This is a genomic window from Candidatus Lernaella stagnicola (genome assembly GCA_030765525.1).
GTDB classification, from domain to species: domain Bacteria; phylum Lernaellota; class Lernaellaia; order Lernaellales; family Lernaellaceae; genus Lernaella; species Lernaella stagnicola.
In genome coordinates this window covers 184,794-196,614 of the sequence record JAVCCK010000034.1, presented here as the reverse complement: position 1 = coordinate 196,614, position 11,821 = coordinate 184,794, and the positions used below count along the sequence as shown (strand labels likewise).

Below are 11,821 nucleotides of genomic sequence, written 5' to 3'. Positions count from 1 at the left end.
TTACTCGTCCGCATCTCGGTATCCGAAGATCAGAACGGTCCCCTCACGAAACCGTTCCAGCAGCGCGATGTTCTCAAACGCCGTGCCGCCCGGTACCGGCGTCGTTGTCTTCCAAAACATATAGCGGCCGTTGACGTAGCCGCGCAAGGTTTCATCGAACGAGCCGCGCGGCTTACGAAGATACTGCGTCAAGCGCCGCGGATGCGGATACCCCCGCGTCTTCCACGGCTCGATTCGATCCGGGCGGGCCGCCAATACCACATCACCGTTTTCATCGCGCGCCAGGCGCGGCAACTTGAAAAACGCCGGCCGCGCAAAACCGCGCCCGCGGAAATCCGGCCACAATTCCGCGGCCGTCACGTCGACGTTCGCGAGGTGAAGCACGCGTAGTTGAGTCAGGTTCCCGAACGTGGGCGACAGCACGCACCCCTCGAGTTCCGGCGAGCCGGGTTCGGTAAAGAACTGAAATTCGACCTCCTGGGGTCGTTCCTCACGAATCGTCACGAGCAAATAGGGGCGCGCGTCGTTGACGAAGGCCTCGTAGCGCAGCACCCACGAAAGCCGCACGAAGCCGTCTTTCCGCCATACACGAGCCGCCGCGTCGACCGGCGGCGCGTCCCGTTCACGCCACGCGTCGTAGTCTTGGTGAAACGCCGGCGGATACGCCTCGATGATCATCCCGCGCGCCCCGTCGCCGGGACTGCGGTCCAGTTCGCTCTTGCCGTAACGGCCGTCGGTCGTTACCGCGGTTAGTGCCGCGAAATTGATGAAGTAGAGCCTTCCCTCGGCCTCGTAACCAAAGCGGATCAGCCCCCGCGGCCCACCTTTCTCGTGCGGCGCGTAGCCCACGACGCCCGGCTTGATACCCACGACGATGCCGCCGCGAATGCCCCATATCGGCGCGGCGTCTGAATCTTCCGGCACGAAAAACGGGCCTTTGTCCGTGAACGCGGCGACGGTGGGCCGGGCGTCATAGGAGACGGGGGGCGTGGCGCAACCGCTGAGAACCAGCAGCGCCATCAGCCCGAGAAAGGCAACGCGCGTTGCGGCGGCACGCTTATTGGCCGCGAACACCGTCTGGGCCTCAGGGACAGGCTTTCTTCAGGTCGTCCAACCCGAATTCGTCGGCGAACTCCTCGCACCCGGGGATTTCCGGAATATCCAAGTCGGACTCGGCCTTGACCCGCAATTCGAACTTCGTCAACGCGAGGTGCCAATTGAGCAATTCTTCGATGTCGGGGCAATTTTCCGTCGAGCCGGAAATCAATCCCTCGGCGATGCAAAGGCCGAACTCTGTGACCGCCTCCACCGGATCGGCGCCGTTGCCGACGTCGGCCATGCGGTACTTGGCTTTGTAACCGATGCCGATCGACATCGATTCGTTCAGCGCCTCGACCAAGTGCGGCACGTTGGGAATTTCCAACTCGATTTCCTCACCCGGCGAAACAATGAACTTTCCGTCCTCATCCACGCGCTCGTCGACGAAGGGGATCATCACCGCTCCGTCCCAGGCCTTGGCCAGTTTGCCGTCACCCAGGAAAAGCTGGAATTCCACGGGCACATCGACGTAGACATCGGTCTGGTTACGGAAGCCGAAGGTCACGCCGACTTCGGTGACGACCACGTAGTCGCGCACGATGTCGGTGATCGTGCTGTCGATGGAAAACGAAAGCACGCCGGGATCCAGGATTTTCAGCGAGGCGCCCTCCAGCTTGTTTTCCACCACGTCGAGGACGTCTCGGATGTCGTCCTCGTCCAGAATGGCTTGCAGCAAGTCGGGCACGCCCAAATCGTCCAGTGCGTCCTCCACGTAACCCACGAGACCGGACAGATTCACCTCGGTCGGGAAAATCGGCAGGTCGATCGGCAGCAGCGGGATGGTCGCCTGGCCCTTGATCTCCCCGTCCTCCAGGGATACGCCGTCACCGGCACCGCACGAAATAACGATGGCGAAGGAAAACGCGAACAAGATAGCGGTCAATATGAGAAGCGTCCTATTCATTATGACAGTCCTTTTGTTTCTAGTCGTAGCAGCGATCATTACTTGAAAAAGTAGGCCACGACCGGCAGGTAGTCAATGAATAAAAGTGACAGCAGGTCTCGACTGTGGTGGACACATGTGTTATCGGTTTAGGCATCATCACGGAATAAACGGCACACAAATTTGGCTTGCGCCAAGCGTCCGAAAAACGAAACCAGAAGGAGTTTAGCAATGAAGAGGACCGTTTTAACGCTAATGGTAATCTCGCTCGTGGTGGTTTTTGCCGCCAGTTCTGCGCTTGCTTTCGGTCTCGGTGACATAAAGAAGATGAAATCCAAGCTTAAGAAGGAAGTCAAAACCTTTGTGCTTTCCGACGTCGACGCGTCGTTGAAAGAATATGAAGGCACGGATTTGGATCCGGGCAAAGAAATCGGCGCGGTGGCCGTATACGGCGACAAAGACTATGACGGTATCGCGACTTCCTTGGCCAAAATGGAACTCGGCTTGACCTTCGCGCAGAACGTCCTGAAAGACACCGATGCGAAACTGGCCGAAGTTAAGGACCCCGAAGAACTCGATAAACTGAAGAAAAACAACGAATTGGCACAAAAAGCACTCGAAGCGCTCATGGGTGACGGTGCGAAGCTGGTTGCCAGCGCCACGTCTTTCACCGGCGGCCTGCAGGGTAAAATCAAGGAAGACCCGATGGGCTACGGCAAGTACGGCGCCGACATGGGCAAAACGATGAAAAAAACAAAGAAAGTCGTCGACCAAATCAAACCGACGATCGACCAGTTGATCGCGACGGTTGGCAAAATTACGGAAAAAGGCAAAGCGATGGCCGCCGACGCGACCGCTGAATAAACTTTAACTATTGCGACTCAAGGGCGGGTTTTCCCGCCCTTTTTTTGTCTCTTTTCCTCGTTGAGCCCTCCGGAAAAAACATCTATAATAGCTCGAAACCTTATTTGAGGTTCATAGGGGAAATTTATATCGATGGCTTACACCAGGCGAAATGAAACCTTCATCGTGTCGACCGTATTGGTCGTGGTTCTTTCCGCCATCGTGGCTGGTTGCGCGGCGTGCTCGAGTGTTCGCGCCTCGTGGGCCGTGCGAAGCTTCGCCAAAGACGCGGGCGGCGTGATCGCAGAGCAGTACGATAGCAAGGCCAAAGAACCGGACATCATGACGCAGCGATTGCAGCAGGCCATTGCTGAATCGGCCGACTACGCCTCGTTGCTGCAAACGGTGTACGGGCCGGAGCCGTATGCGTACCGCTTCGTCGTCGCCCAGAAGCTGACCGAGCAGCACAAGCAGCTAAACGCCCGCATCGACCAGCTTCGCAGCGAGGGTTTCGATCCCGCCCCCTATCGCCTTGAGCAACGAACAAAATGGGAGACGCTCCTCAACGAGAGCCTCGCCTTCCTGGCGTCGCTTCCCGGAACTTCTCTTGACCAAGCCGAAAGCGCCAAGCTTACCGACGCGCTCAGCGCCGCGGCGCTTGATGATTTTTCGCCTGATTCCATTCTCACCTTCGCCGCAAAACCCGTAAACAAGGGAAAGTTTCCCAGCCTGCAGGAGATGCTGACCAAGGCAAAAGACGCGGCGAAGAATCGGGATACGGCCATCGTCCAGCTCGAAGCGCTCGACGCCGTCAACTTCATGCGCCACGCCACCGACATGGTGATGGATACCGAGAATTTCTCCAAATTCTGGGAAGATAGCAAAAGCGACATGGCCGGGACGTTGAAAAAGATGATCCCCCTCTCCCCCCATTACGCGGCGCTGAAAAAAGAACTCGCACGCTTTCGAAAACTCGCCAAAATGCCGCAGCCGCCGACCTTCACCCGGCGCCAGCATGCGAAAAAGGGTAGCAAGAACAAGGCGTTGGTGACCACATATCAAGAGCGATTCAAATTCGAGGGCTACTGGGATGGGCCGGTGGACGGTGAGTTTGACGAGGCCTTCGAACAAGCGATCTACAAATACCAGGAAGATCGCCAGGTGACTCCTGACGGAAAAATCGAAGCCCGCACCATCGAACGGCTAAACGTTCCCATGTCCGACCGTGTCAAGCAATTGAAAATCGCGCTGCAGAAGCTGCGGAACTCACCAACCCGCGGCAGCGACTATTTTCTGCGCGTCAACCTCGGAAGTCAGGAATTAGAAGTGTACCGGGACAACGGCGGTACGATCGTGCGCAGGCATCGCATCATCATCGGCAACCGAATCGGGAAGAACCACACGCCGGAATTCTCCGATGAGATCGAAAAAATCGTCATCAATCCGCCTTGGCTGGTTCCGCAACGCATCATCAAAGAAGAAATGCTCCCGCAGTTCGTCGAGGACCCCGATTGGTTCAAGAAGAAAGGATACGTGGCCAAAGTCGTGTACGAAGAGGACGGCGAAACGATCAAGAAAATCGCAGCGGTCACGCAACCGCCGGGCCGCGGCAACGCCCTGGGCGTCGTGAAAATCCTCTTCCCGAACAGACACAGCGTCTACTTGCATGACACACCCACGAAATACTTGTTCAAACGCGCGCTGCGCACCTATAGCCACGGCTGCATGCGCTTGCAGGACCCGGTGGACGTGGCGAAATACCTGCTGGCGCAGGATGAAAACCCGGGGCTCAAGGAATTCGACGACTTGCTCGAATCCCGGAGGCAAAAGACGATCCACCTGCTGAGCAAGGTGCCGATCCACATGGTGTACGTCACCGTAACCAGTAACGAAGAAGGCAAAGCGGTGTTTTTCACCGATCCGTACAAGCGCGAAGAAGAATTAATGGAGGCCATCTCTGCCGATTAAATCGCGTTGGCTCAAGGACCCGGCGATATTTGACACGTCGGGGCGTCTACTTATAATACCTTGGCTCGCGATTTGGAGTGTAAATGACGGTTAAGCGGCTCGAAATTCGAATCCTCACCATGTTGGCGCTCGTGGCGCTCGTGGTGATCGTGCCTGTGGCCATCGCCATGGTGCCCGGTCCCACAGAGGAAGATGATGTGCCGCCCCTGCCCGAGCCCGACGCGATCTTCACGCCGGAATACGATGTCAAATTGCCTGAAACCGTAAAACTAGCCGACTATGCGACGTATCCCAAAAAGGTATACGCGCGCTGCAAATCGATCGGTTTTCCCAATCGCGGCGCCTTGCGGGGCGGTGTGCTTTTCCCGCGCAACACCAAGTATTATGTCGCCGCTCGGCCCGATCGCCAGTGGGCGACGCCCGAAACCGTCGACGGTCTTCTATTCGCGGCGACGAAGGTGCACGACCGTTTCGGCTCGTCTCATCGTTTAGCGATGGGAGACATCAGTTATCCGCAGGGCGGGCGTTTGAGCACGCACCGTTCTCACCAAGCGGGCCGCGACGCTGATATCGGATTCTATTTCAAGAACGCTGCGCCCGGCCATCTCGTGGACGGTAGCAGTAAGAATCTCGACGTACCGCGCAACTGGTTGTATTTAGAATCGTTGATCGATCTGAACACGGTGAAATTCGTCTTTCTCGACTACCAAATTCAAGCCCTTCTTTACAACTACGTGAAGAATCGCCTGCACTATCCGCAAGCATATCTCGACCGCGTGTTCCAATACCCCAAAGGTCGCCGCGAACGACAGGGAATCATTCGCCACTCGCGCGGCCACCTCAACCACTACCACATTCGTTTCTACAGCCCCATCGCCGTAGCTAACGCCCGTAACGCCGACTTCAAAGAGCCGCGATTGGCCCAACTGCAAAGTCAAATGAACGACGCCGGCACCGCGAGTACCGCCGCCGCCGCGATGAGTTCGGCCATCACCGCCAAGCGCGCCCGCCGCGCCTATTACGGAACCGCCGGACAACCGACGGCATACCGCGTCCGCAAAGGCGATACGTTGTGGTCGATCGCTCGCAAATATGGCGTGACCGTCAGCCAGGTCCGCGCCTGGAACGACTTGAGTTCGACCGCGCGACTTCGCGTCGGCCAGACGTTGACGCTGTACCGCCCGACGCACAAGAAACCCGCCGCCACCGCCAAATCGCGGTGACGACCGTCCGGCGATTGATGGCACGCCGGTCGACCTTTCTCGCTCTGCTCGTTGTTTTCCTATCCGCAGGTCCTGCGCTTGCCGGACTTATCTACCCCTTGGACGCGCCGCCCTCGGTGTCGAGTAATTACGGTCAGTATCGACACGGCCACGCCCACCTCGGACTCGACCTCTGGACATTTCACCGCCTCGGCACGCCCGTTCGAGCCGTTGACGACGGCGTCATCTACCGCATCAAATGCTCGCCTTACGGCTATGGCAAGGTCTTGTACCAACGACTGCGCGACGGCCGAACCGCCGTATACGGACACCTCGACGGCTTCGCGCCGAAGATCGCAGCGCAAGTCGAAAAACGACAGCGCGCGCGCGGCGGCTATCGCCTCGATTGGACGCTGAACAAAGCCGAAGCACTTTCGGTCGAGCAAGGGGAAATCATCGGTTTTGCCGGGGACGCCGGCACCGACGTGTCCCATCTGCATTTTGAGATCCGTGGCGCGAGCGGTCGCCCTCTTAACCCCTTGCGGCACGATTTCCCGCTCCCCGACGACATGCCGCCGGTGATCCGCGCCCTGCGTTTTGTGCCACTTAGTTTCGACAGTCTGGTCGACGGCGATGTCATGCCGAAAATCGTTCCCATCCCCGCCGGAGGTGACGTTTCCCCGGTGGAAATCGCAGGCCGCGTGGGCGTGGAGATCGAAGCCTACGATCGGCAGCCGCGTAGCGACCGCGACTTGGCACCGGCCGAACTGCACCTGCAAGTGGATGGCCGCGACGTATTCCGGCACCGCTTCACTTCGGTGGGCTACGGGCAGGCGCACATCAGCGCGCTGAGTTACGACACCCGCCTCGCCTCGCTGCAGCGGCGTTTCTTCATCCGCATGTATCGATTGTTCGGGTCGACCGCGTTTCATCAGCCGAGCAACCTCAGCGGTAAATTGGACGACCTCTCGCCCGGGTCGCACCAAATCACGGTGACCGCGCTGGACGAAAAAGGAAACCGAACCGTCGTCCTCGTGCCGATTCGTGTTCTGTCCACCGAAGCAGTCGCCGCGTTGACACCTGCGGCCGCTCCCTCGCCCTCGACGGACGACACGGATTTTCTGCGCGATGTCGAAATGGAATGGCGGCGCACGTACGCCGTGATGAGCTTCACCGTCGCCGGCGGCGTGGCTGACGACATTACGTTTGCCGCGACGGTCGATCCACCGGGACGGCAGATCAAGACCGCACGGTTTCGCCACACGGCCCACGGCAAACGTCATCACCTCGCCGTGCATGTACCGCGCGACCGTAACGCGACGCTGCGCATCGTGGTCGGCGTCGGCGGTCGTTTCGATAGCCGGACGTTCCGGTTTGCCGTCGCCAAATCGGCCACCGAGTTGCGCAGTCCGGACGGTCGGGCCCGTCTGTCGTTTCCGGCCGCGTCGACCTACGATTCGACTTTGATCCGCATTTCGGAAAGCGCACCCCGCGTTCCCGCGTGGGCGGCGGCGGTCGGCAAAGCGTATTCCTTCGGTGAGCCGTGGGAACCCTTGCGTAAGAAACCGCGCCTGACCATTCACCTCCCCCCGGGCGTGAAAAGCGCCGGCCTCGGTCTCTATTTATTCGACCGCGGCACGTGGTGGCATTTGGAGAAGGGCCACAGAGCCGCAGTCCCCTTGTTGGGAACCTATGCGTTGTTGCGCGATGTGGAAGCGCCAGAGATCGGGGAGATGCTGGTCGAGAAGAGTCGCCGCCCCTGGATACGGGTGTTCGTGACCGATCGCGGCAGCGGGATATCCGACCGCGCGATTCGCGTTGCCCTCGACGGCAAAGCGCAGATCGTCGAATTCCAGCCCTACAAGAAACAGTTTCGCCTGCGACCGGCCGCTTCGTTGGCACCGGGGCGGCACACCTTGTCCGTCGCCCTTAGCGATCGCGCCGGGAATCGCGCGAACCGTTCTTTCAGCTTCGATGTTTTGGAATAATCAGCGCTTGCGGCCAACCGGAATGCGCAGCTTCTGCCCGATTTGCAGCCGCCGTGGATTGACGCGATTGTAGCGGAGTATCATCTTCACCGTCGTGCGGTATTTGCGGGCGATCTTGCCCAAACTGTCGCCCTTTTTGACACGGTAGATGATGATGCCGCCACGGCCTTTGGGGCGGGACAGCTTGGCGATTTCCTTCTTGCTCAGGTAAGGATTGCCTACCTTCGCCTCGGTCAGCTTCTGCTTGATGGCCGCGACACCGGCCGTCGGCACGTTGATCCGGTAGTTGGCCACTTTCGGCGGTGTGTGCGTCCCCAGCAACTCGGGATTCATGGCCTTGAGATCTTCGTAGGAGACCCCGGCGTACTGGGCGAAGGCCTTAATCGATACCACGCCGTTTAGTTCGACACGCGAGACCTCCAGCGGGTCTTCGGGCGTAACGTACATGCCGTACATTTCCGGATCGCGGGCGATCAGCACCGCCGCAAAGTACTTCGGCACGTACGAGCGGGTCTCAGCCGGCAGAGACAGGCCCCAATAGTCGCGGTGCCCGGCGTTACGGATCGCCCCGTTGACACGGCCCTCACCGCAATTGTAGGCCGCCAGGGCCAGCGCCCAATCGCCTAAAGATTCGTGCAGGTCCTTCAGATACCGCGCCGCAGCGCCCGTGGCTTTTTCCGGATCGCGACGTTCGTCCACCCAGGTGTTGATGGTCAGCCCGTAGGTTTTTCCGGTTGCCGCAATAAACTGCCACATGCCGACCGCCGCGGCGGGGCTGTAGGCGTAGGCCGAAAAGCCGCTCTCAATGATCGGCAAATAACCGATATCTTCGGGAACCCCTTCTTCGGCCAGAGTTTTGCGAATCATCGGCAAATAGCGTGTCGAGCGCGACAGGTACTTCTGCATGCTGGCGCGCCCCGGCCCCACGTAGTAGGCCAACCAGCGCTGCACTTCTTCGTTGAAGGCGATGCCGATGAGCTTTTTTTCGATCGGCACCGGCGAGAAACGGCCTGTGATTCGCCCGATCCGCACCTGGGCCAGGCAAACCTCGAAGTAAAGCGAATCGATCTTGCGCGTGAGGACTTCGTCCTTCGTGCGATCGTAGGGTTTGGCAAGCAACTCGAGCGTCTGCCTGTTGGCGATCAGCGCTTCGTCGTATTTTTTTGCCTGAGTCAGTTCGACCGCTTTGAGGTATCGCTCGCGCGCGTCGTTGTATAATTCTTCGGGCAAGGCGGTTTCGGCGGGCGTTATCTGCACGGCAACCGCAGGGGCCAACTCGGGAACCGTCGGCGGCGCGCTCTGCTTGGCTTTGCCGCCGGAGAATGTAGCGCAACCGCCGCAACACAACAGCGCGATCAGAAGCGCAATGAAAAATGCAGAGCCGCGCATGTCTCTCCCGTCGAGATCCGAAAATAAAAATGCCGCCGAAAGTGGGCGGAAATCGGACGTTTGCATTGGGCGGTACTGGATTCGAACCAGCGACTTCCACCGTGTGAGGATGGCACTCTACCGCTGAGTTAACCGCCCGAAAAGTCCTGTCTTATTACAATAAATCGCGCAACGCTGCAAGCGCTCATTTCGCCGGCCGCCGTTTCGAGCCAACGCCCGCCGCGGTCCCTGCCGCACCTTTGAGGATCGCCAAGCCCACACTCGCGCCGACTAATCCCGCCGTCGGCAGCAGCCAAAGGCCAACCACCAACGCGCCGACCAGGGCCGCAAGGTGGTCCGCCATTTCCACGCGTCCAGCCCGCACGCCGACGCCCTCGCCCGCCGCCGCCAGCAATTCGGCCGTCAGCGGGAACGCGGTTCCAGCCGCAAAGCCGCCCGCGCAAACAATGCTGAGCAGGAACACCGCCGCCGGCGTCACCGACCACGATCCGGCGCTCGGCAGGCTGATTGCCAACACGAACGCGACGGCAGCGAAAAGGAAGTCGCCCAGCATCAGCAACCGCAGCGGTGCGGCGCCTCGCTCCACCAACCTCGTGGCCGTATAACCGCCCAGCGCCAACCCCGCCATGTAGAGCCCGATCAGCAGCGCGATCATCTGGTACATGTTGCCGATAAACGACTGATAGGCGAGCGTGATAACGATCACCAAGCCCATCGCCGCAAAACCGGTCGTTGTCAGGCTGATCATTCCGCAGCGCCGATCCAACTTTTCGCTTTTTCCCATCAGCGACGCCGCGATCAACAACATCGCCACCGCAGTCCAGAACTTCATCCAGAAATTCGTGTTGGCGCGCGATAACAGAGACAACACGCCGCCTAATCCCCCGCCGGCATAACGATCCCAGACGCGCAAGAACGCGAGAAAGGCCACGGGACGCATCTGCGTATTGGGCTCGGCACGCACCGCTTTCAGTTGCGCGGCGAAGCTGTCGATACGTTCGGGAACGACGAATTGATCCACGACTTCCACCGGCAGCGGCGGTGCGCCGCGAAACGCGGCGGCGTAATTTTCGCGCATGCGCGCCGGGTCCTCGTTGGGCGCGGCCGCCGTTTTGGCGACGAACCACGTCTGTTCCCCCGGTAGTACAAGAACGCCGGCAAACGCGCGGTCCAGCGACGCCTTGATGGCCCCGACGTAGCCCCCGATTTCGTCGCCCAGGTAGTTCTCGGAGCCGGTGACTGACGTCATGAACACGCCGCCGTCGGCCAGACGGGCGCGCACTTCGCGGAAAAACTCCACGGTGAACAGCCGACCGATCAACGCCGTGGACGGGTCCGGCGCGATGACGACGGCCAGGTCGACCGCCGGGCCCGCGGCGCGAAGATACCGGCGGGGATCCTGATAGGTAATCGTCAGGCGCGGATGACGCAACAATCGCTGTTGTTCCGGCGGCAGACGGGCGATCATCTCCCGGCCGTATTCCTCGTCGAGCGCGACGATTTCCACCGATTCAACGACCGACGCAGCCAGTAATTCGGCCGCCAAGCCGTTCAAGCCGCCGCCGAGCAACAAAACGCGCCGCGGGTTCGGGTGTTGACTGAGCAAAAGCGCCGCTTGTTGGCGATACACGAAGACATCAGGGAAGCTATCGAGGTAAACGCCATTGCCGTATATCTGCACCTGGTCTCCGCTTCGCGCGAAGGTGACGTTTTGGTACCGCGTTTGTACCGAGCGGTCGAAGCTCGAACCGGTCTCCAGCGCCGCGAATCGGAGGCTCTCGATGCTTTGTTCGATACGTTGAACCGGCGAACTAAACGTGAGGAGGAATAGGCCGATCGCCGCAGCGCCCGCCGCCACGTAAACCAGTCGCTTTGAAAACAACGCCGACGCGCCGCCGATGAGAATCGCCGAGGCCGCCAAGGCCGCACCGAACGGCGGGGTCCACAACGCCAAAAGGAATGAAAACAGTAGGCCGGCCGCCGCGCTACCTCCGGCTTCGGCGACAAACATGTTACCGATCACGGAGCGATCCGCGGCGCGCGTTGCGGCGATGAGGGGAAAGGTCCATCCGACCCAGAAACCGGCGGGCGAAGCGAGCGCTGCCGTCACCGACGTGGCGCCCCATCCGGCCACTTGCGTTGCATCGCCGCCCGACCACACCGGTACGAGTTTCATGACGACGAGCAACAGCGGCGGTAACACTGCGCCAACCGCAAACGCTACGCGCAATAGAGAGACACGCGCCGGCCCTCTCCTTCGTCCCGCGACGGCCGCGCCGATGCCGATGCCCGCGAACCACATAGCGAAATAGAGGCCGATTGCCGCCTCGTTACCGCCCACAGCGACAATGAACTGGCGCAATAATACCGTCTGAGACACAAGCGCAAACGCGCCGCTGGCGAAGAGTAACAACGTCGTTCGTGGACGGGATAGCTGCTCGATCCGATTC

General features: G+C 59.9%; 8 protein-coding genes and 1 tRNA gene. 4 read left to right on the top strand and 5 right to left on the bottom strand.

All coding sequences use genetic code 11. The features are described from left to right. Together P9L99_15585 and P9L99_15580 are read right to left on the bottom strand one after the other, a co-directional pair. Nucleotides 1-1,074 (bottom strand): hypothetical protein, encoded by a 1,074-nt coding sequence (locus P9L99_15585; protein MDP8224780.1) that lies wholly within the window; start codon nucleotides 1,072-1,074, stop codon nucleotides 1-3. A 10-nt stretch (nucleotides 1,075-1,084) separates the two neighbouring features. Beyond that, nucleotides 1,085-2,002, bottom strand: coding sequence for a hypothetical protein (locus P9L99_15580; GenBank protein MDP8224779.1), 918 nt, complete (start codon nucleotides 2,000-2,002; stop codon nucleotides 1,085-1,087). A gap of 306 nt (nucleotides 2,003-2,308) precedes the next feature. Between P9L99_15580 and P9L99_15575 the strand changes: the two genes are divergently transcribed. The 4 genes from P9L99_15575 to P9L99_15560 all read left to right on the top strand — a co-directional run bounded on the left by P9L99_15575 (nucleotide 2,309) and on the right by P9L99_15560 (nucleotide 7,982). Further along, nucleotides 2,309-2,845, top strand: a complete 537-nt coding sequence (locus P9L99_15575) for a hypothetical protein (GenBank protein MDP8224778.1) — start codon at nucleotides 2,309-2,311, stop codon at nucleotides 2,843-2,845. A gap of 132 nt (nucleotides 2,846-2,977) precedes the next feature. Continuing rightward, entirely contained in the window at nucleotides 2,978-4,792 is a 1,815-nt protein-coding gene (locus P9L99_15570) for a L,D-transpeptidase family protein (GenBank protein ID MDP8224777.1), read from the top strand. An 83-nt stretch (nucleotides 4,793-4,875) separates the two neighbouring features. Then, a complete protein-coding gene (locus tag P9L99_15565; GenBank protein MDP8224776.1) occupies nucleotides 4,876-6,015 on the top strand; it encodes a penicillin-insensitive murein endopeptidase in 1,140 nt (379 codons plus the stop codon). Between the two features lie 17 nt (nucleotides 6,016-6,032). Next, nucleotides 6,033-7,982 (top strand): M23 family metallopeptidase, encoded by a 1,950-nt coding sequence (locus P9L99_15560; protein ID MDP8224775.1) that lies wholly within the window; start codon nucleotides 6,033-6,035, stop codon nucleotides 7,980-7,982. Here the strand turns inward: P9L99_15560 and P9L99_15555 are convergent, their stop codons facing one another. The 3 genes from P9L99_15555 to P9L99_15545 all read right to left on the bottom strand — a co-directional run bounded on the left by P9L99_15555 (nucleotide 7,983) and on the right by P9L99_15545 (nucleotide 11,733). Beyond that, nucleotides 7,983-9,371: a transglycosylase SLT domain-containing protein gene (locus P9L99_15555; protein ID MDP8224774.1), complete on the bottom strand. Its 1,389-nt coding sequence runs from the start codon at nucleotides 9,369-9,371 to the stop codon at nucleotides 7,983-7,985. It lies immediately after the preceding gene. Between the two features lie 66 nt (nucleotides 9,372-9,437). Then, nucleotides 9,438-9,509: transfer RNA gene (locus tag P9L99_15550), tRNA-Val, on the bottom strand. A gap of 46 nt (nucleotides 9,510-9,555) precedes the next feature. After that, a complete protein-coding gene (locus P9L99_15545; protein ID MDP8224773.1) occupies nucleotides 9,556-11,733 on the bottom strand; it encodes a hypothetical protein in 2,178 nt (725 codons plus the stop codon). Between the last annotated feature and the right edge of the window lie 88 nt (nucleotides 11,734-11,821).